The 26,382-nt window shown below is 66.7% G+C and carries 25 protein-coding genes; 9 read left to right on the plus strand and 16 right to left on the minus strand.

The features are described 5' to 3' along the window. The first annotated feature begins 194 nt into the window (after positions 1–194). Together BCY78_RS09985 and BCY78_RS09990 are read left to right on the plus strand one after the other, a co-directional pair. The gene (locus tag BCY78_RS09985) at positions 195–1,229 is read left to right on the plus strand and encodes a LacI family DNA-binding transcriptional regulator (RefSeq protein ID WP_083194943.1); all 1,035 of its coding nucleotides are present in this window, start codon (positions 195–197) and stop codon (positions 1,227–1,229) included. 14 nt (positions 1,230–1,243) lie between these two features. Continuing rightward, positions 1,244–1,747 (plus strand): DUF3237 domain-containing protein, encoded by a 504-nt coding sequence (locus BCY78_RS09990; protein ID WP_068300909.1) that lies wholly within the window; start codon positions 1,244–1,246, stop codon positions 1,745–1,747. 12 nt (positions 1,748–1,759) lie between these two features. Here the strand turns inward: BCY78_RS09990 and BCY78_RS09995 are convergent, their stop codons facing one another. The 8 genes from BCY78_RS09995 to BCY78_RS10030 form a co-directional block, all read right to left on the minus strand. Continuing rightward, positions 1,760–2,560 (minus strand): VOC family protein, encoded by an 801-nt coding sequence (locus BCY78_RS09995; protein WP_139103128.1) that lies wholly within the window; start codon positions 2,558–2,560, stop codon positions 1,760–1,762. 155 nt (positions 2,561–2,715) lie between these two features. Beyond that, positions 2,716–3,171 carry a DoxX family protein gene (locus BCY78_RS10000; RefSeq protein ID WP_068300912.1) on the minus strand — a complete coding sequence of 152 codons (456 nt, stop codon included), beginning with the start codon at positions 3,169–3,171 and terminating at the stop codon, positions 2,716–2,718. 87 nt (positions 3,172–3,258) lie between these two features. Continuing rightward, positions 3,259–3,573: a hypothetical protein gene (locus BCY78_RS10005; RefSeq protein WP_068300913.1), complete on the minus strand. Its 315-nt coding sequence runs from the start codon at positions 3,571–3,573 to the stop codon at positions 3,259–3,261. 129 nt (positions 3,574–3,702) lie between these two features. Next, positions 3,703–4,980: a TRAP transporter large permease gene (locus BCY78_RS10010; RefSeq protein WP_068300915.1), complete on the minus strand. Its 1,278-nt coding sequence runs from the start codon at positions 4,978–4,980 to the stop codon at positions 3,703–3,705. Further along, a complete protein-coding gene (locus BCY78_RS10015; RefSeq protein WP_068300917.1) occupies positions 4,977–5,510 on the minus strand; it encodes a TRAP transporter small permease in 534 nt (177 codons plus the stop codon). Before BCY78_RS10015 ends, BCY78_RS10010 begins: the two co-directional genes overlap by 4 nt. A gap of 3 nt (positions 5,511–5,513) precedes the next feature. Further along, positions 5,514–6,509 (minus strand): TRAP transporter substrate-binding protein DctP, encoded by a 996-nt coding sequence (dctP, locus tag BCY78_RS10020; RefSeq protein ID WP_068300920.1) that lies wholly within the window; start codon positions 6,507–6,509, stop codon positions 5,514–5,516. Positions 6,510–6,547: 38 nt separating this feature from the next. After that, positions 6,548–7,492, minus strand: a complete 945-nt coding sequence (locus tag BCY78_RS10025) for a hydroxymethylglutaryl-CoA lyase (protein ID WP_068300922.1) — start codon at positions 7,490–7,492, stop codon at positions 6,548–6,550. Continuing rightward, complete coding sequence (locus BCY78_RS10030; RefSeq protein ID WP_068300924.1) at positions 7,489–8,634, minus strand: CaiB/BaiF CoA-transferase family protein; 1,146 nt, start codon at positions 8,632–8,634, stop codon at positions 7,489–7,491. The genes BCY78_RS10025 and BCY78_RS10030 overlap by 4 nt, the downstream gene beginning before the upstream one ends. A gap of 95 nt (positions 8,635–8,729) precedes the next feature. Here BCY78_RS10030 and BCY78_RS10035 point away from each other — a divergent pair, with 95 nt between their 5' ends. Beyond that, positions 8,730–9,665 (plus strand): LysR family transcriptional regulator, encoded by a 936-nt coding sequence (locus BCY78_RS10035; protein ID WP_068300926.1) that lies wholly within the window; start codon positions 8,730–8,732, stop codon positions 9,663–9,665. Here the strand turns inward: BCY78_RS10035 and BCY78_RS10040 are convergent. Further along, positions 9,662–10,183, minus strand: a complete 522-nt coding sequence (locus BCY78_RS10040; protein ID WP_068300928.1) for a gamma carbonic anhydrase family protein — start codon at positions 10,181–10,183, stop codon at positions 9,662–9,664. The two genes, BCY78_RS10035 and BCY78_RS10040, sit on opposite strands and share 4 nt — an antisense overlap. Before the next feature lie 163 nt (positions 10,184–10,346). Here BCY78_RS10040 and BCY78_RS10045 point away from each other — a divergent pair, with 163 nt between their 5' ends. The 4 genes from BCY78_RS10045 (at position 10,347) to BCY78_RS10060 (ending at position 15,745) form a co-directional block, all read left to right on the plus strand. Beyond that, positions 10,347–10,976, plus strand: coding sequence for a hypothetical protein (locus BCY78_RS10045; protein ID WP_068300929.1), 630 nt, complete (start codon positions 10,347–10,349; stop codon positions 10,974–10,976). Between the two features lie 72 nt (positions 10,977–11,048). Beyond that, complete coding sequence (locus tag BCY78_RS10050; RefSeq protein ID WP_068300931.1) at positions 11,049–11,441, plus strand: DUF2177 family protein; 393 nt, start codon at positions 11,049–11,051, stop codon at positions 11,439–11,441. A 166-nt stretch (positions 11,442–11,607) separates the two neighbouring features. Further along, positions 11,608–13,578, plus strand: a complete 1,971-nt coding sequence (locus BCY78_RS10055) for a TonB-dependent receptor domain-containing protein (protein WP_233499379.1) — start codon at positions 11,608–11,610, stop codon at positions 13,576–13,578. Between the two features lie 163 nt (positions 13,579–13,741). Continuing rightward, a complete protein-coding gene (locus BCY78_RS10060) occupies positions 13,742–15,745 on the plus strand; it encodes a TonB-dependent receptor domain-containing protein (RefSeq protein WP_068300934.1) in 2,004 nt (667 codons plus the stop codon). A gap of 2 nt (positions 15,746–15,747) precedes the next feature. Here the strand turns inward: BCY78_RS10060 and BCY78_RS10065 are convergent, their stop codons facing one another. The 3 genes from BCY78_RS10065 to BCY78_RS25550 all read right to left on the minus strand — a co-directional run bounded on the left by BCY78_RS10065 (position 15,748) and on the right by BCY78_RS25550 (position 18,825). Next, a complete protein-coding gene (locus BCY78_RS10065; RefSeq protein WP_068301048.1) occupies positions 15,748–16,224 on the minus strand; it encodes a MarR family winged helix-turn-helix transcriptional regulator in 477 nt (158 codons plus the stop codon). A 138-nt stretch (positions 16,225–16,362) separates the two neighbouring features. Then, complete coding sequence (locus BCY78_RS10070; RefSeq protein ID WP_158515916.1) at positions 16,363–18,558, minus strand: ATP-binding protein; 2,196 nt, start codon at positions 18,556–18,558, stop codon at positions 16,363–16,365. 129 nt (positions 18,559–18,687) lie between these two features. After that, entirely contained in the window at positions 18,688–18,825 is a 138-nt protein-coding gene (locus tag BCY78_RS25550; protein WP_158515917.1) for a hypothetical protein, read from the minus strand. 173 nt (positions 18,826–18,998) lie between these two features. On the opposite strand from BCY78_RS25550, the gene BCY78_RS10075 reads away from it, so the two are divergent. Continuing rightward, the gene (locus tag BCY78_RS10075) at positions 18,999–20,384 is read left to right on the plus strand and encodes a PLP-dependent aminotransferase family protein (protein WP_139103129.1); all 1,386 of its coding nucleotides are present in this window, start codon (positions 18,999–19,001) and stop codon (positions 20,382–20,384) included. Positions 20,385–20,399: 15 nt separating this feature from the next. On the opposite strand, the gene BCY78_RS10080 is transcribed toward BCY78_RS10075, so the two are convergent. Then, positions 20,400–21,461: a LysR family transcriptional regulator gene (locus BCY78_RS10080; RefSeq protein ID WP_139103130.1), complete on the minus strand. Its 1,062-nt coding sequence runs from the start codon at positions 21,459–21,461 to the stop codon at positions 20,400–20,402. 64 nt (positions 21,462–21,525) lie between these two features. Next, a complete protein-coding gene (locus BCY78_RS10085; RefSeq protein WP_068300943.1) occupies positions 21,526–22,212 on the minus strand; it encodes a TetR/AcrR family transcriptional regulator in 687 nt (228 codons plus the stop codon). 79 nt (positions 22,213–22,291) lie between these two features. Here BCY78_RS10085 and BCY78_RS10090 point away from each other — a divergent pair, with 79 nt between their 5' ends. Next, positions 22,292–23,569 (plus strand): aspartate aminotransferase family protein, encoded by a 1,278-nt coding sequence (locus tag BCY78_RS10090; protein WP_068300947.1) that lies wholly within the window; start codon positions 22,292–22,294, stop codon positions 23,567–23,569. On the opposite strand, the gene BCY78_RS10095 is transcribed toward BCY78_RS10090, so the two are convergent. Both BCY78_RS10095 and BCY78_RS10100 read right to left on the minus strand, forming a co-directional pair. Beyond that, on the minus strand, positions 23,566–24,909 hold the full coding sequence (locus tag BCY78_RS10095; RefSeq protein ID WP_068300950.1) for a DUF1501 domain-containing protein: 1,344 nt from the start codon (positions 24,907–24,909) through the stop codon (positions 23,566–23,568). The genes BCY78_RS10090 and BCY78_RS10095 overlap by 4 nt on opposite strands. Next, positions 24,906–26,255, minus strand: a complete 1,350-nt coding sequence (locus tag BCY78_RS10100; RefSeq protein WP_068300954.1) for a DUF1800 family protein — start codon at positions 26,253–26,255, stop codon at positions 24,906–24,908. Before BCY78_RS10100 ends, BCY78_RS10095 begins: the two co-directional genes overlap by 4 nt. Positions 26,256–26,382 lie beyond the last annotated feature (127 nt).

Below are 26,382 nucleotides of genomic sequence, written 5' to 3' on the forward strand. Positions count from 1 at the left end.
TGCGCATACATTCGAACCTGTCAACGCCCGAAAATGCCCTGCCATTGCTGCGATAAATTGATCAAATACGCACATATCCCTGCAATACCTGGAGTGTTTGCGAAAACATCAAGGCCGAATTTCTCAGCGCATGAAACCGCAATCATCACGAATCGGGATTGCCTTCGCGACCAATCGCCGGAAAGAATGCCGCCATGAGCCAGAGCGACGACCCCACCCCGATTTCCCGCAAGCGCAACCCGCGCGGCGTGACGATGGAGGCCGTGGGGCGCATGGCCGGGGTCAGTCAGGTGACCGTCTCGCGCGCGCTGTCGGACCCGTCGAAAGTCTCGCCCGAGACGATGGCGCGAATCCGCGAGGCAATTGCCGTCACGGGCTTCGTGCCCAACGCGCTGGCCGGAGCATTGGCGTCGCGCAAGAGCATGATGGTCTCGGCGCTGGTGCCGTCGATCACCAATATCGTCTACGCCAGCATGCTCGCGCCGTTCAGCGAGGAGCTGAAAAGCCGGGGCTACCAGATCCTGCTGTCGGAAACCGGCTTTGACCCGGAGGAAGAGGCGGCGACCGTTGAGGCCCACCTGTCGCGCCGGCCGGACGCCATCCTGCTGACCGGCGTGCACCATGCCCCGCGCACCCGCCGCATGTTGCTGGGTGCCGACGTCCCGGTGGTCGAGGTCTGGGACATGACCGAGACGCCTATCGACCTGTGCGTCGGCTTCTCGCATGCGGCCTCGGGCCGGGCGGTGGCGGATTTCGCGCGCGAGGCGGGCTATCGCCGCGCCGCCGGCATCTGCGCAGGCGACGAGCGCGCGCAGCGCCGCCTCGCCGCCTTTGCAGAGAGTTTCGGCCAGAGCAGCGGCACCGAGGTGCCGGTAGCGCGCACCACCCGCGGCAATCTCGCCGCCGGCCGGGCGCTGTTGGCGGAGCTGATCGACGAGAGGGGCTTCACCGGCGGGCTGGTCGCCTGCAGCTCGGACGTGCTGGCGCAGGGCGTGTTGATCGAGGCCGCGGCGAGGGGCCTCTCGGTGCCCGGCGATCTGGCGGTCGTGGGCTTCGGCGATCAGGAATTGGCCGCGGCGGTGGAGCCGGGCCTGACCACCATTCGCGTCAACCGCGAGGCCCTTGGCCGGGCGGCCGCACAGGCGTTGCTGGCGCGGATCGACGGCGGCAACCCGTCGCAAGACCTGATCGATGTCGGGTTCACACTGATCCGTCGGGCCTCGGCCTGACGCAAGGAGATTGCATGCTAACTGACGCTCAAGCCACGGAAGTCCTGTCTGAATTCCCGCCTGAAACCCTCGGCGCCGAGCTGTTGTGGGAGGCGGTCGTCGACATCGCCGACCGTGAGGATCTGGGGATGGGTCCGCGCGGCGCGCGGGGTATCGTTCCGATCCTCGGCGGTTCGTTCCGGGGTGGTCCGGGCATGGGCGCGGATCAGGCGGAGTTCCATGGCGGCATCGAACCCGGCGGCGCGGACCGGCAATTGCTGCGTCCTGACGGCGCCAAGGAACTCGATGCCTTCTACGAGATGCGGGTCGCGGATGGCACGCTGCTGACGATCCGCAACCGCGTGATTATCGACGAAACGGTGGACGGCCCCCGCTATGCCCTGTCGCGGATCGAGGTCACCGCCCCGCAAGGCCGCTGGGACTGGCTAAACCGCCGGCTGATCGTGGGCACGCTGCAAGGGCTGCGCCCGCGTCATCCGGCGGTCCTGATCCGGGGATGGGTGCTGAAGTCGCTCTGACCCCGTGACCCGTCACACCAGACGGATCACGGTGCCCCAATCGTCCTGATGCTCGGCCTGCGGGCCGGGCGTCGCGCGACGCAGCTCGACGAAGTCGAGGCCCGTGCGCCCCTCACCCCGGCGCCCGACACCCTGGCTCTGCCATTCGTTCACCGCGATATGGTGGTGGTAGCCGCCGGTGGACAGGAAGACCGCGCCGTCGCGCTGGCGCACCGGATCGAAGCCCATCGTGTCGACCCACCAACGCCCGGCCTGCGCGGCATCGCCGACCTTCAGATGGACATGGCCGACCATCGTGCCCGACGGCGCACCGGTCCAGGGCAGGGGCATGCCACCCACGCTGTCCATGATCGCCGGCACATCAAGCCGGGTGGAACCCATGGCGACCTGCCCGTCTTCCCAATGCCAGCTGTCCTGCGGGGTGTCGGCATAGATCTCGATCCCGTTGCCCTCAGGGTCCGAGAGGTAGATCGCCTCGCTGACCCCGTGGTTCGAGGCCCCGTCGACCGGCAACCGGTTCATCGAGGCCATTCCGATCCACCGCGCCAGATCCGCGCGCGTGGGCAGCAGGAAGGCGGTGTGATAGAGCCCGGCCTCTCGGGGCGGCGCGATGGCGAGGTCGTCTTGCTGGGTCAGGGCCAGCAGCCGCTCGCCGCCCGCGCCCAGCCAGATGGTGGCGCCGTCGCGCTCGATCTCGGCAAGGCCGACGGCGTCTTGGTAGTAGCGGCTCATGCGTTCGGCATCGAGGACCTTCAGCCCGACAGTGCCGACATGGATCGGCGCCTGCCGGGGCAGGGTGTTGGCTTGGGACATGCGGGGGGCCTCCGTTTGGGCGTGGGCCATCGCGGGCACCATTCCGGCCAACGTAAAGCCTGCCGAGGAGGCAAGGAAGTGACGTCGTTGCATCGTCTGAATTCCCGATAGGGGGCGAGGGGGCACGGGTGTGCCGGCCCGCCTCGCCATTCCGGTCAAAGGTTGCGCGGCAGCAGCAGGCGGTCAAGGGACAGCCGGCCCCCGCCCACACCGACGAAGAACAGGGTGACGGCCGACCAGATCAGCGACAGCTCGGCTCCGCCATAGCCTTGGCCCAGCTGAACCCAGTGGAAATAGACGGTGACCAGCAGGATCACCGTGCAGCCCGCGGCGGCAAGGCGGGTCAGCAGGCCCAGAACCAGCAGCAGGCCGCCACCGAATTCGGTCACGGCCAGCGCCACGGCCCAGAAGGCGGCGGGCTGGAAGCCGATGCCGGCGACCATGTCGACCGTGCCCAGCGGGTTCGAGATTTTGGGCCAGCCATGCACCATGAGGGCCGTGCCGCAGATCACCCGCAGCCAGGTGAATGCCAGCGGGATCAGCAGGTCATACAGGGCGCCAAGCGTCGGGAAGACCAGCGGGCGGCCGGTCGTGAAGGTAGAGGTTTTCATGTCATGTCTCCTGTGGCGCGCAGGGGATTGGCGCGCCGGAATCGGGGGTCGAGGCCGCAGCCTCGAGGTTGGATTGGGGTCAGGAGATCAGGCGCGCGGCGGGCGGCGGGGCGGGCTGTCCGCGCGCGAGGGGAGGGGAGCCTGCCCCTCGGCAAAGGTGAGGACCTGCGCCTGCGGGTGGAACCGCGGCAGGGTCAAGTCGCTCGGCAGCATGCAGGTGGCGCAGAAACCGCCGGGCCGCTCCACCGGGCCCGAGCCGGACAGGCCCGCGCCGGGGGCCGGGCACTGGTCCAGCGCGCTGACCGATCCCCCGCAGGCCGAAGCCTGTGACGACACCGAGGGCGGCACCGCAAGGGTCACCACCAGCAGTATCACGGCAAGGGCAAGGGTCAGGAAACGCACATCGGGTCCGGGTTGGTCTCGGCGCCAAGATCCGCATCCCCGCGCGGGGCACAAGGGGAAAGGGCGAAGCCTCACGCCCTTGTCAGCCACCCCGGCCGCCTTTTCAGGCAGGCCGGGGCAGGGGAGCGCTCATCTGCCGAAGCCGGCGGCATAGGGCAACCAGGTCGCAAGGCCCGGCACCAACAGCAGGATCGCCAGCCCCAGCACCATCAGCGCCACATAGGGGGCCGAGCCGCGGACAACGTCGGACAGGGGCGCGTCGGTGATGCCCTTGATGACGAACAGGTTCATCCCCACCGGCGGGGTGATCATCGCCAGCTCCAGATTGACCATGAGCAGCACGCCGTACCAAACGAGATCGATGTCCAGCGCCACCAGTGTCGGCAGCAGGATCGGTGTGGTGATCAGGATGATGGCGATGGATTCGAAGAACATCCCCATCACGAAGATCATCGCCATGACCGCCAGCAGGAAGGCGTATTTTCCCAGACCCAACGCGGTGACGGCCTCGGTCACGCCGACGGGCAGGCGGATGATGGTGATCGCATGACCGAACATTGCGGCGCCGGCGATGATCATGAAGACCATGAGCGAGGTGCGCAGCGTGGCCGTGGTGCAGTCCCACAGATCCTTCAGGCCGAAATTGCGGTAGACCAGCGTCGCGACCAGCAGCGCGTAGAGCGTGCCGAAAGCGGCAGCCTCGCCCGCCGTGAACACGCCCAGATAGATGCCCCCCATCACCAAGGGGGGCGCCATCACCGCCCAGATCGACCGGCGGAACGCGCCGCCGACCTTGTCCCAGCCGGCCCAGGCCGGGCGCGGCGTGCTTCCGGCGCGGATCATGCACCAGATCGCGAAGATCGCGGCCAGCATCAGCCCCGGCAGGATCCCCGCGAGGAACAGCGCGCCGATCGAGGCCTGACTGACGATTGCATACAGGATCATCGGCCCCGAGGGCGGGATCAGGATCCCCAGCGTGCCGCCCGCCGCGATGACGCCCAGGGCGTCGCGCTCAGGATAGCCGAAGCGCTTCATCTGGGGGATGGCGCTCGATCCGATGGACAGGGCCGTGGCCACGGACGAGCCCGAGATCGCGGCGAAGATCGTGCAGGACAGCACCGTCGCCACGCCCAGGCCGCCGCGCACATGGCCGACGACGGTATTGGCGAGGTCATAGAGGTCGTCGATCACCTTCGCCCGGATCAGGATCTGCGCCATCAGCACGAAGAGCGGCACGGTCATCAGGATCGGCTTGTTGAGATGCGCGAAGACGGTATCGGCGACCGAAGACGTCCGGCCCTCGAAGATCCACAGGATGCCGCTGGCGGTGAGGCCCAGGGCCGCGAAGATCGGCATGCCGGTCAGCAGAAGCACGATCAGCGCCGAGAAGACGAGGAAGGCGGTCATCCGTCATTCCTTGCAAACAGGTGGTCGATGATGCGGCCCAAGGCCACCAATCCCAGCAGCACCGGCCCGATGATCAGCGGGATCTGCACCAGCCAGAGCGGGATCTGCACATTGCCGGGGGTATAGGCCATGAAATCGCGGTTGAAGGCGACCGAATGCCAGGCGCTGAGGCCAAGGATCGTGGACAGCGCCAGCACAGAGAGATCCGCCCAGAGGCGTTGCAGCCGCCGTCCGTTCCCGCTCAGGCGGCCGACCAGCAGGTCGATGGCAATATGGTCGCCACGCCGGTAGGTCTCGGCCACGCCGGCCATGATCATGGCGACCAGCATCCAGCCGATGGTCTCGTCCGGCCAATGCAGGGGCGCGCGCAGGACGTAGCGGTAGAAGACGGCGATCAGGGTGATGGCAAAGGCCGCGAGGATCATCAGGCCGCTGACGACGGCCATCAGCCGCGCCAGCGCCCCGGTCAGTTTCGCGGGCCAGAGCGCAGCCCCATCGGCGGGGCCGCCTTTGTCATGAGGCTGCGCCATGGCTCAGTTCGCGCTGCGCAGCTGGTCGATGAGGCCCAGCAATTCCGCCGCGCCCTCGACTTCCGAACCGAAGGCCGCGTCGAAGGCCGGACGCATCACCGCCTCCAGCGCCGCGTTCTGTTCGTCAGTCAGCACTTCGACCGTGACGTCATGCGCGCGCAGGTCGTCCACGGCTTGCGCCATGCCGGCCTCGGCGGCCTCGACGGCCCAACCGGCAGCGGCGCTCCCCGCTTCATCCAAGGCGGCGCGGGCGGTGTCCGAGAGGCCCGCATAGAAGCCCGGATTGACGTAGCCGTGGAAGAAAACCGAGATCACCGGCACGACGGTGAAATAGTCCTGCACCTCGTAATACCGGCGCGAGACGGCGGCGTCGGTGCCCGTAATGGCCCCGTCCAGCGTGCCGGTGGCCAAGGCCTGATAGACCTCGGAGCCCGGCATCGCGGTGGGGGCCGCGCCAAGGGCTGCCAACGAGGCGTCGAAGGCCGGGGTCAGGCCCCGCAGGCGCATGCCGGCGAAATCTTCGGGCGCGGCCAGCAGGTGGTCGTTCGAGGTGAAGACGGAATCGTTGGTCTGGAACAGCCAGACGACATTCTCGACACCCCGCTCGCGCAGCCGATCCTCAAGGAAATTCGCCGCCGCCGAGCCGTCCCAGTTGCGCCAGATATTCATGTCGGCGAAGGCATAGGGCGCGGTCGTCACGGTCATGATCGGCAGGGTGCGGCCCCATTGGAACTGCACCGAGAAGGCGCATTCTATATCCCCGCGCGCAACCGAGGTGATGTTCTCACCCGCCCCCACGAGGCTGTCCGCGCCGAAGATCTGCACGTCGATCTCGCCGTCCGACAGGCGCTCGACCTCGGCGGCCCAGCGGTCGATGACCTGCGCCACGGCATGTGCGGGCGGCAGCTGGTGGCTGCAGCGCATGTCGACGGCTTGGGCGGCGCCGGTGGTCAGGGCCAGCGTCGCGGCCAGCGAAAGGGTCTTGGTCAGGATCGTCATGGGAAGCTCCTCCAACTTCATGTGACTGTGTTTCAGGGTCAGGCGGCTTGCCAAGCCATCGCCGGCGCACCGGCCTTGGCCAGCGTGCCGTGCAGCGCCTCGCCGGGCAGGGCCTCGGCCAGCAGGCGGCGGGTGTCGATCAGGGCGGACAGGTCAATGCCGGTGGCAAAGCCCTGCCGTTCGGCGAGGAAGACGAGGTCCTCCATCACCACATTGCCGGTCGCACCGGGCGCGAAGGGGCAGCCACCCAGCCCGGCCAGCGAGGCGTCGAAGACCCGGCACCCCTCGGCCATGGCGGCGGCGGCATTGGCGATGCCCATGCCGCGCGTGTCATGCAGGTGGATGACATAGGGCAGGCCAGGATAGGCGCGCTCCATCCGCCGGCAGAGCGAGGCGATCTGGCGCGGCCCGGCATAGCCCACGGTATCGGCGAGGCCGACGAGGTCGACGCCGGCCTCGAAACACCGCTCGACCATGCGCATTACCTCGTCCTCGGCTACGGCGCCGGAGAGGGAGCAACCGAAGGCCATGGCGATGCCCGCGTTGATCAGGGCCGTGCCGCCGGTCTCATGGCGCAGGGCGCTGACTTCGGCGATCTCGGCCAGCGACTGGTCGCGCGGGCGGCGGACATTGGCCATGTTATGCGCCTCGGTCGCCGAGACAACGACGGTGATCTCGCCGACGCCGGTCGCCAGCGCATCCGTCGCGCCGCGCTTGTTCAGGGCCAAGGCGACGCCATGCGCGCCGGCATGATCGACGGCCGCGATCACCTCGCGCACATCGGCAAAGCGCGGGACCTTGTCGGCGGGCAGGAAGGAGCCGACCTCGAAATGCTTCACCCCCGCGGCGGCTTCCCGCGCGACCCACTCGCGTTTCTGCCCGGTCGAGGGCCAACTCTTCGTCAGCTGCAACCCGTCCCGCAGCCCCACTTCGCGCAGACTGAGACGGCCGGCGGGGTAGATCTGTTCCGGCGCGGGTCTCATCGCGCACCTGCTTTCAGGCTGGCGAGGACGGCCTGCGTATCCGCACCGATCTCGGGCACATCGACCGAGGCGCCGACCACCGGACGTCCATCGATCTCCAAGGGCAGCGCCGGCGCGCGGAAATCGCCTTTCGAGGCGTAATGCGAGGTGAAAAGCCCCCCCTCGCGGTTCACATGCGGGTCGTCATACATCTCGGCCGGACGGGCGACGGGGGCGAAGAGCAGGTCGTTCGCCTCCATGATCTGCACCATCTCGGCATAGGGGCGGCTGGCGACCACGGCGGCGATCTGCGGCAGGGTGCGATCGCGCCCCTCGATCTGCTGCGGGCGGGTCTGCAGGGCCGGATCGTCCAGAAGATGCTCCAGCCCCAGCCCGCGGCACAGCTTGGCCCATTGGCCATCGGTGGCCGCGCCAACGAAGATCTGGCGCCCATCCGCCGTGGGGAACAGGTCATAGACCGGCCACGAGAAGACGCGCTCGGGCATCGGCGGGGATTCCGTGCCCTCGATATCGAACTGCACCATGTGCTGCGCGACGAGCAGCAGGCAGTTCTCGAACAGCCCCGAGCGCACCGCCGCGCCTTGACCCGATTTGCCGCGCGCGATGAGCGAGGCCAGCACGCCGAAGGCCGTGAACAGCCCGCCCATGATGTCATTGGCCGAGGACCCGATGCGCAACGGCCGCCCGGTCGGCCCGGTCATATAAGCCATGCCGGTCATCATCTGCACGACCTCGTCCATCGCCGCGCGATGCTCGTAGGGCCCCTTCAGGAACCCCTTGCACGAGGCGACGATCAGCTGCGGATAGACCGCGCGCAGCTGGTCAGAGGCGAGACCCATCTTGGTCAAGGTCTCGTCCCGGAAGTTCTCGACGAAGACATCGGCGGTCGCCAGCAGCGCATGCAGGGTCTTCAGATCGCCCGCATCCTTCACGTCCAGCACCACGGATTTCTTGCCCCGGTTGAAGGTCGGGAAGAAGCCCGCGCCCATGCCGGTCAGGTTGCGCGTCTTGTCGCCCTGCGGCGGCTCGATCTTGATCACCTCGGCGCCCAGGAAGCCCAGAAACATCCCCGTCGAGGGGCCCATGACCATATGGCTCATCTCGACCACGCGGATGCCGCTGAGCGGTAGATCTGTCTGCATCGGGCCGTCCTTCTCGTCCTTGCAGGGACGATGGCAAAGATGCAGGATGAAGAAAATTATATCCTTCTGAACCTACCATTCTGAAAACCAGAACGATGGACACACGACAGCTGCGCTACTTCACCGCCGTCTGCGAATTCCGGAACCTCTCGCATGCAGCCGACCATTGCCACACGGCGGCCTCGGCACTGAGCCATCACATCGCCGCGCTGGAGGAGGAGCTGGGCACGCCGCTCTTCACCCGCAAGCCGCGCGGGATGGAGCCGACGGCGGCGGGGTTGCGCCTGCTGGACCACGCGCGCCGGATCCTCGACGCCTTCGAGACCGCGGCCACGGATGTGCGCACGGGGCAGGCCGAGATCTCGGGCCAGATCGCCGTGGGCATGCCGTTTTCAGTGATCAACGTGATCGGCGCCGACCTGATGCGCAGCGTGATCGAGGACATGCCCCGCGTGCGGCTCCTGATCCGCGAGGGGCTGTCGGGGCTGACCTATACGACGCTGCGGCAGGGCGAGGTCGAGGCCGCGCTGATCTTCAACCCGCCGCCCGACACGCTGACCCGCCGCCAGCCGCTGCTGGAGGAGGCGCTGTTCTGCATCGGCCATCCGCAGCTGCTGGGCACCCAGCCCGCGCCGATCACCATCGACGAGATGGCGCAGCTGCCGCTGTCGATGCTGCAAAGCGGGAACCTGTTGCGCGCGCTCAGCGACCGGCCGGGGCAATTGGCTCGGCTGGAGGCCGGGGCGCAGATCCAGCTGGCCTCGGTCGCGGGGACGCTGGCGGCGCTCAGGGCCGGGCTGGCCTGCACGCTGGCGCCGAAGGTGCTGGTCTCCGATGATCTGAAGCGCGGCACGCTGGTCGCGCGCCCGGTAATCGAGCCGCAACCGATGCGCACGCTCTATCTGGTCACGGATCAGGACCTTGTGCCGACGCCGTTGAACGAATGGATGCAGGCGCGCATCACCACCTTGGTGACGGAGGCCGTGCGCGACGGCCGTTGGGACGGGGCGCGCCTGCCCACGGGCGGTTAGAGCGGCACGAAATCCGCGGCGAAACGGGCGGCGTTGGCCACGTAATTGTCAGCGGATTGGCGGATCGCGTCTTCCGCCTCAGGTCCCAATTGCCGGATGGCCTTGGCCGGCGCGCCGACGATCAGGCTGTTGTCGGGGAAGTCCTTGCCTTCGGTGACCAAGGCATTGGCGCCGACGATGCAATTCTTGCCGATCCGCGCATTATTGAGGATCGTCGCCCCCATCCCGATCAGGCAATTGTCGCCGATGGTGCAGCCGTGAACGATGGCGCCATGACCGATCGTCACGCCCGCGCCGATCGTCAACGGCGCGCCGGGATCGGAATGCAGCACGGCATTCTCCTGAACATTGGTCCGGGCGCCGATGCGGATCGGTTCGTTATCGCCCCGGATCGTCGCGCCGAACCAGACGCCGGTCTGGTCGCCCAGCGTCACCGCGCCGATGACATGGGCATTGGGCGCGACCCAGCAGGCGCCCTCGGTAACCGGGGCCTGCAATCCCAGCGAGCATAACGGCATGATGGTCTCCTCCTTACGAATGGGACCGGCATAGCAGGCGGCACGGCTTCGGAAAATCATGCGTTGCCGAAAGCAGCCTTCTACGTTCCAGAAGGCTGGCGGAGGCCGCGCCGCGCTGTCATCATCTACCCATTGATCACCGCTATTTTCACCGGAGTTTCCCTTGCCCCCTTTCCGTTTCGCCCTGACCGCAACTCTCGCCCTGGTGGCGCCGCCGGTCCTCGCCCAGTCCGTCACCCTCACCCCCGCGCCCGAGGTTTCGGCCCTGATGGCCGCCTGCACGCCGACCGATGCCTCGGGCCCGGCGGTGCGCGATGACATGCTGACGCGCGGATGGAGTGTTCCCGCGGACGAGGCTTGGGCCGAGGGCGTCGCCGTCCTCAGCGCCGCGCATCTGTGGTCCTTCCTGCCCGAGATGATCCGCGAGGATCAGGTCGCCGCGCTGCCCCGCCTGATCGAGGCCGTCGACGAAGGCACACGTCGCGAGACCTCTGCCTTCCTGACCCGCGAGGGTGAATGGGCCCTGCTGATGTGGTCCGGGGACAATCTGTCGTGCCTCTGGGCCGGGCCGGAAACGCAAACGCTGAACATCCTCGCCACCCAGCTGGGGGGCTTCCCGCCGAGCGAGGGCGTGGCCACGGCCGAACTGATGCAGCGGCTGGAGGCCGGCGGCCGCAACTGGGTCCGCCGCATGGCCGTCGGCCGCACCCCGCCTGCGGACCTGCCGCCCGAGGTCGCCGCCCAAGCCGTGACCGATGCCGCGCGGCTGGACCGCTCCCCGGACGAAGGTTGATCCGCTCCGTCCCCGGCACCGTATCTGGAGAAACGGCGGGGCATCATCGCCCCGTCCGATCCGGAGCCTGACATGATCCTCTATGCCGTGACCGCGCTGATCTTCCTGGCGCTTGACGCCGTGATGCTGACGCTGGTGATGAAACCCTTGTTCACGCGCCATCTGGGCGAGGCCATGCGCGACTCGCCGATGCTGGGCGCGGCTGGGGTGTTCTACCTCGCCTATGTCGCGGGGCTGGTGATCCTCGTGTCGCTGCCGGCGCTGAATGACGGCGATCCGTGGCGCGCGGCGTGGCAGGGCGCGCTGATCGGCGCGATGGCCTATGGCACCTACGAGTTCACGTCGATGTCCATCATGCGCGACTGGTCGTGGCAGATGGTCGCCACCGACACCCTGTGGGGCTGCGTGCTGACCGGTTTCTCGGCCTGGGCCGGGGTGGCCTTGTTGATGCGCTGGCAGGGCTGACACCAAGGCGAAACCCTGCCCCGACGGCGCGGCGAATGCGCAACACTCTTCGCCGCGTTTAGCGCCGTCCATTGCGACGACAACACCTTGCGCGTATCCGCGACACCAGCAAGGTACCTCCAAGACACCCCGCCAGCCTGTCAATTCTCAGCTGTCGGGGGACATCTTGCGACAAATTACCAAACCACCGTTCCTTTCGGTCTCGATCCTGGCCCTGACTGCGGGCCTTGGCCTGCCGGCGGCCGCACAATCGACCGAGGCGGCGGCCTCGACCTTCCTCGGCACGATCCGCATCGACAGTCACGCCGCGCAGGCCGTGCTCGGCAATGACGAGATCACCGAAGAAGAAATCGACCAGCGCAACCCCTCGTCCATTCGCGACGTCTTCGCGGGTGTGTCGTCGGTGCAGGCCTCGGGCGGGGCCTCGATGGCGACCAATGTCTTCGTGAACGGGCTGGAGGAAAGCCTGCTCGCCGTCACCATCGACGGCGCGCGGCAGAACAAGTCGCCCTTCCATCACACCGGCAACGTCCTGCTGGACCCGGCCTTGCTGCGCCGCGTCGAAATCAGCGCGGGCCTTGCCCCGGCGGATGCGGGCGCCAATGCCACGGGCGGCGTCATCGCCTATGAATACGCCGATGCCATCGACCTGTTGCAACCCGGCCAGACCTTCGGCGGCCGCTTCACGCTGGCCACCGGCACCAACGGCTACGGCGTGCGCACGGGGATGGCGGTCTATGGCCTTGTCGGGCAGCTTGATTACCTGCTCAACATCTCCGGCCAGTCGGGCGACCATTACGAAGACGGCTCCGGCACGACGATGTTGGGCACCGAGCCCGAGCTGCGCAACTACATGGCGCGGGTCGGCTACACGATGGACGACGGCAGCCGCCTCCGCTTTGCCGCCTCGCGCACCGAGGACACCGGCGAGCGTCTGGCGCAGGCGGGACCCGGAGGCCTGCTGTTCATCCGCCCCGATTTCGCCGGCGTGGTGGGGCGCGACAGCGTGCTGGTTACGCCGTATTCCGGCCGGACCTCGTACACGCTGACCTGGCAGGGGGCCGAGACCGAGGCCACCGATCTGGAAGCCCAGCTGACCTACAACGAGCAGGAACTGGACGGCATCGGCATCTGGGGTGAGAACACCTCGTTCAGCGGCTATCTGGAGAATGTCTTCCACCTGAGCAACGGCACCGTGACCGCCGGGATCGACGGCTTCCGCGAGCGGGCCCATGGCTTTGGCCGCGGCACCGGGGCCTATGGCGACAGCGGCACCGAGCGGTTGAGCAGCGTCGGTCTCTATGCCCAAGCGCGGCAGGATCTGACCGAGCGTCTGTCCGTCTCGTATGGCGGTCGCTACGACTGGCAACATTTCACCGCTGCCACCGGCGAAGACTTCCGCGACAGCGGCGCCAGCGTGAATGCCTCGCTGGACTATATCCTGACCGATACGCTGACGCTGAACGCCGGCGCGGCCTCGACCTGGGGCGGGTTCGAGCTGGGCGAGGCGGCGCTGATCAACTTCGGGACCACCTGGGATTACACCGGCTTTCGCGCCTCGCAATCGCGCGCGGCCCGGATCGGTTTGCGCTATGCGCAGGGGCCGTGGGAAGTGTCCGGCGCCCTGTTCTACACCGCGGTTGACGACATCGCCGCTGTCCTGCCGACCGCCGGCGCGCGTGGTACGCTGACCGACGTCGTCAGTCAGGGCTTCGATGGCTCGGTCGCCTATCAGGGCGCGCGCGGCTATGCCCGTGTCAACCTGACCTGGGCCGATGTGCAGGCCAACGGCAGCGACATCGCGACCACTGCCTATTACCTCGGCCGCCCCGTCGGCAGCACCGCCGCGCTGGAGCTGGGGGTCGATGTGACCCCGGAATGGACGCTGGGCGGCTCGGCCCAGATTGCCTTCGAGAACGAGCTGGAGACGGTCACCCTGCCGTCCTACGAGGTGCTGAACCTCTTCGCCACCTGGCGTCCGGTCCGATACGACGGCCTCCAGGTCCGCTTCGATGTCGATAACGTCTTCGACACGACCTATGCCAGCCGCAGCTCGGACGGGATCGGGCTGAGCAACGTGGTCGCGCTGAACGAAGCCGGGCGGACCTTCCGTGTCTCGGCCGTGGTTGAGTTCTAAGACCGTCAGGGCAGGGCCGGCGAACGTCCGGCCCTGCCCGACATTCAGACCCCCGAATCCACATATTTTGCTTAACATGCAATTGCATGTTTGTGACACTCATGCTATCTGCGCCCCAGCCAAGACGTTGTCCGAGCCATCCAACCCGATGCCGGAGGCCCCGATGACGTACCCGCTTTCCCTTTCCCGTCCCGCTCGTGCCCGGCTGATGGCCGGCGTTGCCGCACTGGCCCTTGCCTCAGGCGCGCCGCAAAGCGCAGGGGCGCAGGAAGACGGCGGGTTGGTGCAATTCCTCGGCACGATCCTGTTGGACCCGGCGCATGCCCGCGCCCGCGACCCCGAGGGGACGGCCGCCGACCGGGGCAACAGCCATTACGTCGCCGATGCCGAGCTGGAGCGGGCGCGGATGGGCGATCTGCGCGACCTCTTCGCGGGTATTGCGTCGGTGTCGGTCGGCGGGGCGATCCCGATCGCGCAGAAGATCTTCGTCAACGGCATCGACATGCTGAACCTCGCCGTGACGCTGGACGGCGTGTCGCAGAACAACCGGCTGTTCCACCACATCTCGGCCAACGCCTTTGATCCGGGGCTGCTGCGCTTCGTGCGGGTGGATGCAGGCGCCGCCCCTGCCGACGCGGGCCCCCATGCCATGGCCGGGGCCGTGGTGATGGAGACGGTCGATGTCGGCGACATCCTTGAACCCGGTCAGCAATACGGCGGCAACGCGCGGCTGAGCTTCGGCTCGAATGGCGAAACCTTCGGGCGCTCGGCGACGGCGGCGGGGCGGATCGGCATGCTGGAATGGCTGGCCTATGCCCGCACCGTCACTGGCGAGGATTACCGCGCCGGCGACGGCAGCGTGGTCGAGGGCAGCGCCGCCGATCTGTCGACCCGGCTGCTGAAGCTGGCCTTTGAGAGCGACGACGGCCACCGGCTGGAATTCTCGGCGCAGGAGATGCAGGACGACGCCCTGCGCCCCTACCGCGCCAACATCGGCAGCGTCGGCCGCCCCTTCCCGCTGCGCCGGCATGAGACCACGCGCAGCAGCTATGCCCTCAGCTACGAACGGCTGGACGCCGAGGGGTGGTGGGACCCGCATCTGGTGATCGGCCGCTCCGAGGTCGAGGTCGGCGTGGACCAACCCTATTACCCGGCGCTCGGCGTCAGCCGCGGCGTGACCAGCACCACCTCCGCCACCTTCGAGAACCGCTTCCATTTCTCGCCCGACAGCACGCTGACCGCGGGTCTGGATTTCTACGACCGGCACAGCACCTACAGCGACGATGCCACCGCCGCGATGAGCGAGACGGCCCGCAACTGGGGGATCTTCGCACAGATGCGCATGGACCCCAGCGATGCGCTGTCGCTTTCCTTCGGCGCGCGTTGGGACCAGCAGGACTTCACCGGCACGAACGGCTGGCAGGAGCCGTTCTCAGGCTTCAGCGGCAATGCCTCGGTCTCGTACCGGGTGACGGATGCGCTGCGCCTGCGGGCCGGGATCTCGTCGGTGTTCGGCGGCATGACCATCGAGGACAACTTCATCTTCAACCCCGGCTGGGACTACACCGGGATGCGCGCCTCGCGCTCCGAGAACCTGACGCTGGGCTTCGACTGGGAAGCCGGCGACCTGACGCTGGACGGCGAGGTCTTCATCACCCGGCTGAGCGACGTGCGACTGGCCTCCTATGCCGCGAACGCGATGGGGGACGCCGAAAGCCGCGGCTTCAACCTGGGTCTGGGCTATGGTTGGGACAACGGCTACCTGCGGGCGTCCTATGCCTGGAGCCAGGTCGATGTGAACGGCGCGCTCTCGGACAGCTACAGCGCGCTGGATTTGGGCGCACCCTTGGGCGGCGTCGTGTCGCTGGAACTGCAACACCGCCCTGACGGCAGCAATTTCACCTTGGGGGGCAGCATCGACGCGGCCTTGGCCTATGACGACGTGGCGGCGGGCTCGGATCAGGGGCTGCCGGGCTATGCGGTGCTGAACCTCTTCGCCGAATACCACTCGCCGACGATCCGCGGGCTGACCTTGCGGGCCGAGGTCAACAACGTGTTCGACCGCCATTACGCCGACCGGGCGACGTATGGGGGCGACTTCGCCTCGGTCACGCCGCTCTATGAACCCGGCCGCAACGTGCAGCTGACGGCGACCATGCGGTTCTGACCTCAGCCATAGAGACGGTTCAGCAGACGGACGAGGTCATAGGCCTCGTCCGTCGACAGCCGCGGAGCCATGGCTTGCTGGATGCGGTCCATGTAGACCGCCCAGACCTTCTTTTGCAGCCCCTCCGCAGCCTCGGTCAGGAACAGGCGCTGGCCCCGGCCCGCGCCCGGCGTCGCCTCGCGCCGGATCAGCCCGGCCTTCTCGATCCGGGCGACATGGCGCGACAGGGCATATTGCGGGACATTGAGGCGCCTTTGCAGATCCAGCATCGGCACGCCCTCGGCCCCGGCTTCCTCAGTCGCGAAAAGGATCTCGTACCAGATGGGGTCGGCAATCCCGAGGTCGCGCAACGCCGCCGAGATATCCGGCACCAGCGAGCGTTCGACCCGCAACAGCGCGAAGAACGCGCGGTTATAGGCGATGCGGGCGTCGGCATCGCCGAATTGCGGAGCGGAAGGGGCAGGGCGGTCGTCGCTCATGGCGTCCAAGGGCTAGAGAAAGAGCGGCAAGACCCGCCCCCCTCTGTATCCCCCACGCCGAATGATCGCTACCCTTGCCAAGTCTCATTGAGCGACGGGCAAGTTGAGCCTGCGCTGACGACCGCCAGATACCGGAACCTACGCCAGTCGCCGAGAGCCATCGGCCGGCGTCGGCACGCCACCACGCGCCTTCGCGCCGACGGCGACCCATTGCGCCACGGCGTCGCGCAGCTGTGCCAGACGGACGGGCTTTGACAAAACGCTGTCCATGCCCGCCTCGGTGCATCGCTGGGTTTCGTCATTCAGGGCATTGGCGGTGATCGCGACAATGGCGCTGCGGGGCAGACCTTCGGCCGCTTCGATCTCCCGGATGCGGGCGGTCATCTCGAAGCCGTCCATGCGGGGCATGTGGCAATCGGTCAGCACCATTGCAACGTCCTGACTGCGCCATTTCTGCAGCCCTTCCTCACCGTCCGAGGCCAGCACCACGCCATACCCAAGCGCGCGAAGCTGGCGCGACATGACCTCGCGGTTGATCTCGTTGTCCTCGACGACCAACACGCGCGGCATTTCCGCCACCTCGGCATTCGCAGCCACAGCGGCCTCGGCGCTGGAGACCTCGGGCGCGGGGCGTTGCTGACGGGCGGAAACGGCGATGGCCTCCCAGAATTCCGACAGTTTCACCGGGCTCCATTGCACCCGCATCATGGTCGCCGAAATCGCCCCGAACCGATCCGAGGGCTGGGCGGAGAAGGTGATGAACGGCGCCGTCGGGAAAGCGGTTTCGAACCGATCCACCAGTGCGTCGTCCACGACGCGCGGCGCGGTCTCAGGGGCGATGATGTAGACCGCGTTCGCCCCATGCTCCTGCGCCAGACGGTGGAGGTTCTCCTCGTCCCGCGCCTGAAACAGGGTCGCTCCCGTGGGCTCAACATAGGTGCTGGCGATCTGTTGTTTGAAGGCCGAGGTGAACAGCATCACCACCGGGCGGCCCGCCAGCGCCGGAGGCAGCAGACGGCCCTGCGGCTGCACCAATGGCAGCTTGACCGAGATCGTCGTCCCCTCACCCAACTGGCTGTTGACAGCGATGGAGCCCGACATGTGCTTCACCAGCTGATGGACGATGGCCAACCCCAGACCCGTTCCGCCAAAGCGCCGGGTGTTGACGGCATTCGACTGAATGTACCGCTCGAACGCATGGGCGAGGGTCTCTTCGTCCATGCCGATGCCGTTGTCAGTGACCGTGAAGGCAATCATCCCGTCGTCGACCTCGACCCGCAAGGTCACCAAAGACTCGCGCCGGTCACCCGACGGCCGTTCGGAGAATTTGATCGCGTTGCCAAGGAGGTTCACGAGGATCTGCCGCACCCGGTCCCCGTCCAGCGACACCCGCCGGGGCAGGGCGGGATCGAAGACCTGGTTCAGCCAGATACCCCGTTTGCGGGCGAGCGGCACCAAGGTGTCGCTGATCCCCTCGACCAACGCCAACAGGTCCAGCGGCTCGGGGTTGATCTGCAGTTTCCCGGCCTCGGCCTTGGAGACATCCAGAATGTCGTCGATGATCCGCAACAGTGCGAACGAAGATTCCCGCACCGTGGCCAGCATCCGCTTCTGTTCCTGCGACAGCGGGCTGGTCTCCAGCAGTTCGATCATGCCGACGACGCCATTCATGGGCGTGCGGATCTCATGGCTCATCGCGGCCAGAAGATCGCCCTTCGCGCGCGTGGCGCTCAACACGTCTTCGCTGGCCTGCGTCAGGCGGCGGCCATAGGCTTGGAAGGTCGCGTCGAAATAGGCGATCTCCAGGATCAGCACCACAAACGACGTCGCCCCCGCGGGGAGGGCGTAATAGCGCAAAGCCTCCTCCGCGCCGACGGCGGGAGGGCCGAAGTAATCCGCCCCCAGCACCCATTGCGTGAACCAGGCCAGGACGTTCAGCGCCACCATGGCATAGAGCCACGGCCCCTCGGTCCGGCGCGAGAACACCAGAAAGGGTGCCGCGACCATCGCCGCATACATGAAGCCGATGTTGCCCAGCGGGTGGATGAGGAATCCGCCCATGAAGACGCTGGACGTGCCCCCAAGGAACCAGACAACGCGGCCAAGCAAGGAATAGCCAAGGTCTATCAAGAGGATACACAGAATGGAGGCAATCACCGCCACCAGCGCCGAGATCGCCACCGAGGGATGGCCGGTCAGATAGGCAAGCCCTACCCAGCCGATGCCCATGGCCATCACGCTCCAGGCGGTGACACGGACCATGCCGATGCGACGGCCGCCCAGAACGCGCCCCTCGCTGAGGCCCTTGCCTGCCTGACTGTTGTTCCGTGCCATTCCGACCAAGTCCCCGGAGCCGCGCGACAGCCACGCCATCGCCGGGGCGCGATTCGCCCAACCTCCGGTTTTGACGCCTTCGGGTTAAGGAATCGCTGCCCCCCGTCGCATCAGGGACCGGCTGCGCGCTTACCAGCCGAAGCTTTCGGGCGAGAGGTAGCGCCCGGTGCGCGTGGGTACCCGGCTGTCACGACGCGCCACGCCCTGGGCGTCCAGCGCGCCAAGGCAACAGGCCATCCGCAGCAGTCCCATGAGGATCGTGGTCATCGTGTGCTTCCTTTCCGAGTGGATCAAACCCGCACTCACGCCGAATCCGGCGAGGCGAGCTTGTGGAAGGGATAGGCCGAAGAGCCTTTTCACGACAGACACAGTCCAGTACAATAGCGCCAAACTGTATGGGTTCATGAAGCCATACAAACCCGGACCAAGAGGGGGCCGTGATGTCTGACGCCGCGCTGACCAAGACCGAGAGCCTGATGCAAAGCCTGCGCGACCGGATCGCCGCGCGCAGCCTTGGCCCCGGTGATCGCATGCCCTCGATCCGGCAACTGGCGGGGCAGGCGGGCGTCTCGCCCTCGACCGTGGTCGAGGCCTATGACCGGCTGGCGGCGGAGGGCGTGATCCGGGCCCGTCGAGGCGCGGGGTTCTTCGTCACCGGCACCAAACTGCCGCCGATGGAGGTGGCGCGGATGGGCCAGAAACGGGCGCCCAACATCGACCCGTTCTGGGTCTCGCGCCAATCCCTGGACCTGCCGCCGGGGGCCCTGCAGCCAGGCTGCGGCTGGCTGCCTGAGGACTGGATGCCCCATCAAGCCCTGCGCAAGGGCTTGCGCGCGCTGGCAAAAACCGAGGATTCCGTCCTGACCAACTATGCTTCCGCACGCGGATCCGTGGCGTTGCGGCGCTACCTGTTGAACCGTTTCGCGGATGAAGGCCTGCCCATCGGGCCTGAGCAATTGATGCTCACCGGCTCGGCCTCGCAAGCGGTGGATCTGATCTGCCGCCTGATGCTGCGTCCCGGCGACACGGTGCTGGTGGACGATCCCGGTTACTTCAATTTCCACACGCTGCTGCGCGCCCATCGGGTACAACTGCGCGGCGTGCGCTGGACCCCGGAAGGGCCGGATCTGGCGGACTTCGAAGCCGCGCTGGCCGAGAAGCCGCGCCTCTACATCACCAACTCCGCGCTGCACAATCCGACCGGCGCGACCCTTTCGGCGCAGGTCGCGCATCGGCTTCTGGTGCTGGCCGCGCAGCACGATCTGGTTGTGGTGGAGGACGACACCTTCGTCGATCTGGAGTCCGAACCGTCGCCTCGCCTTGCCTTGCTCGATGGCCTGAACCGGGTGCTGCGGATCGGCGGCTTCTCCAAGACGCTCTCGGCCTCGGTGCGCTGCGGCTATATCGCCGGGCGCAGCGATTGGATGGAATCGCTGCTGGACCTGCAGATCGCCACCCGCTTTGCCGGCCCCAGCCCTGTCGCAACCGAACTTCTGTCCGGCGTGCTGATCGGCGGTCACTACCGCAAACACCTGTCCGAGCTGCATCGGCGCCTCGCCGTGGCCCGGAAGCGCGTGACGACGCAGCTGTCGACGCTGGGGATCGAGCCCTGGGTCCAGCCGCGCGGCGGCTTCAATCTCTGGGGCCGCTTCCCTGACGGCGTCGACACCGGGGCGCTAGCGCTGGAAGGCGCGGAACAGGGCGTGATCTTCTCGCCCGGCAACGTGTTCAGCCCCTCGCAGACGGCCGGGCGCTTCATGCGCTTCAACGTCACGCAGATGAACGACCCGCGCATTTTCGAGGTGCTGAAAGGCGCGCTTGCCTGACCTGTTGGCGCCCGTTCACCCCGTCCGCCGGACGGAGGGCGCGGCCTCGTCGCGCAGGATCGCCTTGATCCGACCGATCAGCCAGACCAGCGCCGGATCCTCGGCGTTGCGCCGGTGCCAGGTCATCTGGAAGCTCTGGTTGAACTCCGGCAGCGGCATGGCAAAGACCTGCAGCTGGTCGCGGTAGGGCGAGGCCTCGACCTGCGCGGGATGAGCGAGGCCAATCAGATCGCTCTGCGCCACCAGCTCGATCACGCTTCCGGGGCGCGAGACCTGCACCACGTCGTGGCGCTCGATCCGGCTGGCCGGACGCAGATTACCCGCATTGGCCAGCACGCCCGGCGTCATGTCGATGGTGACGTGACCGATGCGCCTGAACTGCTCTTGCGTCAGGCCGCCGTTAATCTCGGGGTGGCCGACACGGGCGATGGCGACGACCTCGATCGGCAGAAGGCTTTGCCATGACAACGCGGGGTCGTTGGGTGGCGGCATGCCGATGGCCAAATCTGCCTCACCGCTCTCCAACGCGTCGCGGATCGGTGTGCGCGAGGCCGTCAGCAGCCGATAGGTCACGCCGGGAAAGGCCGCGGCATCGCGCAACAGGCCGGGCATCACGAGGGTCTCGAACAAGTCGAGGATGTGCAGCTTGAATTCCCGGCTGTCGCTGGTCGGATCGAAACTGGCCAGCGGATCGGTAATCGCGCCCACCTCCTGCAATATCCGGCGCACGCCCCCAATCAGTTTGTCCGCCCGCGGCGTCGGAGCCATTTCTCCGCCACGCCGCTGGAAAAGCGGATCCTCCAGAACGTCGCGAAGACGTGCCAGAAGGTTCGACATCGTGGGCTGCGCGAACCCCACCATTTTTGCCGCCCGAGAAAGATTACGCGTCGAATAAATCGCCTCGAATGCAACCAAGTGCTTGATATCAAGCTGCAACAGACGATTGGTGAGATCCCGGCGCGGCGTCGGATTATCCGTCATTCTGCATTCCGATAGTTCGGTATTTTTATTATTGATATTTAATACAGATAATCTCTCGGCTAATTCCGGAATGCAACGAGTACTTGCATCGCGCAAATCATTCCACGCGGAAGATGTAAAAACACCCGCGCGCGTCGCCCCGTTTCTTGATGACTTTGCCTTACGGCCGGCCCGCCTCGAGCCCCGCAATCAGGCTGTCGATCAGCCGATCATAGGCCTTGCCCATCGGCTGATGCTGCCCGTTCTGCCAGCGCAGGACAAAGCTGCGCCCCAACAGCGCTTCGGCATTCTGGGTGAGCAGGGGGTGCCGCAGCGGATCGGCCCGGCGCGCCAACTCGGTGACCCGATCGCGCAGGGACGGGTCCGCGGCTTCGGGCGGGCGCGCGAATTCCTGCGTGACGAAACCGACCAGCGCGCCCATCACCATGTTGTATCCCTGCACCAGTTCCTCGCCCGTGAGCCCGGCTCGGGACAGTGCCCCCAGCAGCCCCTCGATCACCTCTAGGTCACCGGCCGCGTTCGACACCAACTGCCCCCCGATCAGCGGCGCGACATTGGGATGGCGGACAATCGCCGCGCGCAAGTTGGCGGCAAAGGTCCGAAGCCACGGCTGCCACGCCAAATCCGACGCCGGAGCGATCCCCGCCATGACGTGCTGTGCCACAGCTTCGAGAATGTCGTTTCGCGCCGGGAAATACCAATACAGCGCGGTCGGAAAGACCGAGAGCGCCTCGGCCAACCGTCGCATCGACAGCGCCTCCAGCCCCTGATTGTCGATGATCTGCAAGGCCGCTGCCGTGATCTCAAGGCGCGAGACGGATTTCCGGGGCTTGCGTTTCTCAGCCATAAGGCGCCTCAAGGAATCATTGTACAGTGTTATTATCACTGTTACGCAAGAGGTCGACAACGGTAAAGAGGGCCCTGCCATGACCAAACTCGACGACGCCTTGGCTGCTGCCATTGGCCGTTACCGGCAGGCCCATCCGCGCAGCGAGGCCGCCTTGACGCGCGCGCGCGCTGTCTTGCCGGGCGGCAACACCCGGTCCTCTCTATGGAACGCGCCCTTCCCGCTCTGCGTCGTCGGCGGTCATGGCTGCCGGATCCGCGACGTTGACGAGCACGAATACATTGACTCCCTTGGGGAATTCACCGCCGGCATCTTTGGCCATTCTTCGCCCGTTCTGGCCGCGGCCGTAGCGGATGCGCATGCGCGCGGGATCAACCTGTCCTCACATACGCCCTATGAGGTGGCGCTGGCCGAACGTCTGGTCGAGCGTTTCCCGTCGATTGACCGGGTGCGCTTTGCCAATTCCGGCACCGAAGCGAACCTGATGGCGATCAACGCGGCGCGACTGGCGACCGGGCGCGAGCGCGTGATCGTGTTCGAGAATGGATACCACGGCGGGGTCGCGACCTTCATCCCCGGCGCCGACCGGGTCAACGCCCCCTACGCCTTCGACGTCCTGCCCTTCGACGATATCGACGCCGCCGTCGTGGCCTTCGCAAAAGGGCCCGAGGTTGCCGCCGTGCTGGTCGAGCCCATGCAGGGCGCCGGTGGTTGCCGGGTTGCCAGCCCGGCGTTCCTGCAAAGCCTGCGTGATCTGACACGCAAGTCCGGCACCGTTCTCATCTTTGATGAGATCCAGACCGCGCGCATGGCATTCGGCGGACTGCAAGAACGCCTCGGCATCGTGCCGGACATGACCACCTTGGGCAAATTCTTCGGTGGCGGCATGGCCTTCGGGGCGTTCGGCGGCAAGGCCGAGATCATGGATCTTTTCGATCCCTCCCGCCCCGGCGCCTTGCCTCATGCCGGGACCTTCAACAACAACAGCCTCACCATGGCCGCCGGCATCGCCGCCATCGACCATTACCTGAGCGCCGACACCCTCAATGCGCTGTTCGACCGGGGCGAGGCCTTCCGGAACCGGCTGAACGCGGCCTTCATCGCCAATGCCGCGCCATTTGAGGCGACCGGGATCGGCTCCATCCTGAACATCCACGCTTGTCTTGATGCTCCCCAAGACGCAGTCGCCGCCCGGCGCCTCCTGCAATTCGAGGTTCTTGCCGAGGGATGCTATTTCGCCCCACGCGGGCTGATCGCCCTCTCGCTAGCCATTACCGAGGCCGAGATCGAGACGTTCTTCGCGGCGCTGGATCGCGCGCTAGGGCGCCTCATGCCCGTGCTATCAGAGGTGCACTAGCCCGCCAGAACCCCATTTCTCTGGCGATATTGCTCGAACGGAGACATCGCGCGCGGGCTTTGCATGGCAGCGACCGCCCGCCGCGCCGCCCGCGCGGCCGCAGCATCGGGCGTCACCACCAACCCCTCCAGCGGCGCGATTGCCGCGGAGTCCGGGAACACGGTCTGTGCCAACAAGTCCGGCTCGACCCCCAGATGGGTCGAGAGCACGCCTTTGAAAACGCTGCGGATATCCATGACGGGGCGCAGGTCGTGGCCGTCGATCAGACCGGCCTCTGAAAGGCCCGGCCAATCGCCATGAATGCCCCCCTGAACTGCGCCGCCCACCATCAGAACCGGCATACCGACCCCGTGGTCCGTCCCATGGGTGCCATTCGACACGGCGGTTCGGCCGAACTCGGTCGCGCAAACCACGACCGTGTTCTCCCATTGCGCCCCCATTGCCCCCCGGAACGCCTGCAAGGCCTGATCCAGCGCACCGAGTTGCGTCGGCAGGGTCCCCGTCAAGGCGCCCTGATAGGCATGCGTGTCCCACCCGTCGACCGAGAGAACCGCCACCCGTGGTCCGCCGACCGAACACAGCAAGCGCCCGGCGCCGAGGAAGCCGTTGACGAGCGAGCCGAGGCTAGGGTCCTCTTCGGCACCTTGCCCGCCGGCGCGGATATCGATCTCGCGACCCAGAGCAAAATTCTCGGCCATGACACGGTCACGGGCGGCATAGATATCGCTGAGATTGGTGACCAGCCCATCGAAAGCGCGGGTGAACCAGGTGCTGGACCAATTCAGCACGGGCTCGGACCCGCGGACGATCAAGGGGTTGCTTTGCAAGGCGAGGATTCGGCCGTCACGGATCGCCTCGCCGCGGGGCATCACCGACAGCAAGCGGTTGATCCAGCCGCTGGCGCCGCGATCGTTCCCGGCGAGGCCGTTTTCCAAATTCTCCTGACATTCGAAATGCGAGCGGACCTGCAAGGGCAAGCCCACCGACGGCACGAAGGCCGCTTGTCCAGCCTGGTAGAGGGCGTGGAGGTTAGGCATCGCGGGGTGCAGTCGGAAGCCGCCGCTCAGGTCCAGCGTCGCCTCGACCGGGAGGGCCAGATCGCGGCGGACACGCTCGTAATCCGGGTCAAAACTGGGCACCAGCATCGACAGCCCGTCGAGGCCGCCGCGCAAGACCACGACCAGCAGCCGCGCCTCGCCCAAGGTGTTGGCGCGCGCTAGGTTGGGCATGAAGGCCGTCGAAAACAGTCCCGCGGTCATGCCCAACATCTGGCGCCGATCCATCAGCAGACGGCCCTCGGAGCAGGTCGTGTCGACAGGGGAAGACAAGGAACGGGTCATCGGCGCTGGAACTCCGGGGAGAGGAACAGGATCGAGAAGGCTTCAAGCTCGTTGCGGGTGTCGCGGATGCGGGTGCGGGTGATCCGGCTCATGCGCGGGCCGAGCACGGAATTGGCAAGGCGGATCGGCGTCTTCCCCGGCTCTTGCCGCTGCATCAGGGCCCAAGTGGTCATCTGGATCGCGTCGGCCCGCACGCGCATGCCGTTGGGCGAGAGCCAATGATCGGTCTCATCGGGATAGCCGTCAGGCGTCCACCAATGCCACGGGTAATGCCCCAAGGCCTTGAGGAATTCCTGCACCCGCCAGAGGTCGTCTTCCAACCACTCCTGACCCAAGGCCCGCGCCTGAGCGATCAACAGCTCCTGCGGGGTGCGGAACTTGGCCATCGGTAGGGTCCAGGCCTCTGGCAGCATGACCAGAGCGCGGGCGGTTTCCTTCAGGTCGCCTTCGCTGTCGAGGAAGGCACGGGCGACCGGATCGACCAGCTCGGGTGTCGGATCGTCGGTCAGGAAATGCGCCACCAGCTTGTAGGCGATGTGTTGCGCCGTTTGCGGCAAGGTCGCCAGATGGTCCAACATGCGCGGCAATTGCCGGCTGTTGTTGGCCGGCCGATAGCCGAGGACGCGGTGGCGCCCCGGCTCGTGCCAGGTTTCGTGGAATTGGTACTGGCCACGCTTGCTTTCAGGCTCATAGCCGTTGTCGACCTCCCACCCGCGCACATAGGAGTGGCCGCTGAGGACCTTGGCCAGATTGCCCACGTCCTGTTCGGTGTAGCCGCCACCGACACCAACAGTGTGCAATTCCATCAATTCGCGTGCGAGGTTCTCATTCAGCCCGGCATGCCAATACTGGCCGGCGGGCGAGTTCGGACCGATGGAATCCGCGTTATCGAGATAGCAGATCATCGCCGGGTGGGTCACCGTCCGGCGCAGCATGGTGCTGAAACGCCCGGTCAGTCCAGCGCGGATCACGTCGCGCTCATACTGCCCGACCATGGCGCGGATCTGGCCCTTCTTCTCGACGGACATGTTGAAGTGGTTGGACCAGAACATGACCAACCGCTCCAGAAACCCGATCGGGGTCCGCAGCTGCAGCGAGAGCTTCGCGGTCTGCTCGGCCAGAAACACCTCCTGCTGCTGGGGAAACAGCTGGGTGCCGATGGCGCCGGCTTCCTCATAGCTGGGCAGCGCGCGGACACGGATCCGCGCGCGCGCGGGGCGGTCAAGTTCCTCCAGCAGGGCGCCGCGCGCATCATCAGCGATGGCACGCAAACCGGCACGCTTGGGACCGAGGCCGAAGCGCTGAAACGCAACGGCCGCCTGTAGCAGCTGTTCTTCACTGGGCATGGTTGCTCGTCGGATTGCCTGGGCCCCACGGATCCGGACCCTTCCGGTCCTGCACCTGACTTCGGGGCACGTCCTGTGTTTCCGATCATAGCGAAATCACCGTTTTTCTCAACGATTGCTGACGGAT

Origin of the sequence: Pararhodobacter sp. CCB-MM2, from assembly GCF_001691415.1 — a bacterium.
Classification (GTDB): Bacteria; Pseudomonadota; Alphaproteobacteria; order Rhodobacterales; family Rhodobacteraceae; genus Pararhodobacter.

Excerpts from the sequence above, each read along its gene's own strand:
- BCY78_RS09985 (WP_083194943.1), top strand. The coding sequence starts at position 195 with ATGAGCCAGAGCGACGACCCCACCCCGATTTCCCGCAAGCGCAACCCG.
- BCY78_RS09990 (WP_068300909.1), top strand. The coding sequence starts at position 1,244 with ATGCTAACTGACGCTCAAGCCACGGAAGTCCTGTCTGAATTCCCGCCT.
- BCY78_RS09995 (WP_139103128.1), bottom strand. The coding sequence starts at position 2,560 with ATGTCCCAAGCCAACACCCTGCCCCGGCAGGCGCCGATCCATGTCGGC.
- BCY78_RS10000 (WP_068300912.1), bottom strand. The coding sequence starts at position 3,171 with ATGAAAACCTCTACCTTCACGACCGGCCGCCCGCTGGTCTTCCCGACG.
- BCY78_RS10010 (WP_068300915.1), bottom strand. The coding sequence starts at position 4,980 with ATGACCGCCTTCCTCGTCTTCTCGGCGCTGATCGTGCTTCTGCTGACC.
- BCY78_RS10015 (WP_068300917.1), bottom strand. The coding sequence starts at position 5,510 with ATGGCGCAGCCTCATGACAAAGGCGGCCCCGCCGATGGGGCTGCGCTC.
- dctP (WP_068300920.1), bottom strand. The coding sequence starts at position 6,509 with ATGACGATCCTGACCAAGACCCTTTCGCTGGCCGCGACGCTGGCCCTG.
- BCY78_RS10025 (WP_068300922.1), bottom strand. The coding sequence starts at position 7,492 with ATGAGACCCGCGCCGGAACAGATCTACCCCGCCGGCCGTCTCAGTCTG.
- BCY78_RS10030 (WP_068300924.1), bottom strand. The coding sequence starts at position 8,634 with ATGCAGACAGATCTACCGCTCAGCGGCATCCGCGTGGTCGAGATGAGC.
- BCY78_RS10035 (WP_068300926.1), top strand. The coding sequence starts at position 8,730 with ATGGACACACGACAGCTGCGCTACTTCACCGCCGTCTGCGAATTCCGG.
- BCY78_RS10040 (WP_068300928.1), bottom strand. The coding sequence starts at position 10,183 with ATGCCGTTATGCTCGCTGGGATTGCAGGCCCCGGTTACCGAGGGCGCC.
- BCY78_RS10050 (WP_068300931.1), top strand. The coding sequence starts at position 11,049 with ATGATCCTCTATGCCGTGACCGCGCTGATCTTCCTGGCGCTTGACGCC.
- BCY78_RS10060 (WP_068300934.1), top strand. The coding sequence starts at position 13,742 with ATGACGTACCCGCTTTCCCTTTCCCGTCCCGCTCGTGCCCGGCTGATG.
- BCY78_RS10065 (WP_068301048.1), bottom strand. The coding sequence starts at position 16,224 with ATGAGCGACGACCGCCCTGCCCCTTCCGCTCCGCAATTCGGCGATGCC.
- BCY78_RS10070 (WP_158515916.1), bottom strand. The coding sequence starts at position 18,558 with ATGGCACGGAACAACAGTCAGGCAGGCAAGGGCCTCAGCGAGGGGCGC.
- BCY78_RS25550 (WP_158515917.1), bottom strand. The coding sequence starts at position 18,825 with ATGACCACGATCCTCATGGGACTGCTGCGGATGGCCTGTTGCCTTGGC.
- BCY78_RS10075 (WP_139103129.1), top strand. The coding sequence starts at position 18,999 with ATGTCTGACGCCGCGCTGACCAAGACCGAGAGCCTGATGCAAAGCCTG.
- BCY78_RS10085 (WP_068300943.1), bottom strand. The coding sequence starts at position 22,212 with ATGGCTGAGAAACGCAAGCCCCGGAAATCCGTCTCGCGCCTTGAGATC.
- BCY78_RS10090 (WP_068300947.1), top strand. The coding sequence starts at position 22,292 with ATGACCAAACTCGACGACGCCTTGGCTGCTGCCATTGGCCGTTACCGG.
- BCY78_RS10095 (WP_068300950.1), bottom strand. The coding sequence starts at position 24,909 with ATGACCCGTTCCTTGTCTTCCCCTGTCGACACGACCTGCTCCGAGGGC.
- BCY78_RS10100 (WP_068300954.1), bottom strand. The coding sequence starts at position 26,255 with ATGCCCAGTGAAGAACAGCTGCTACAGGCGGCCGTTGCGTTTCAGCGC.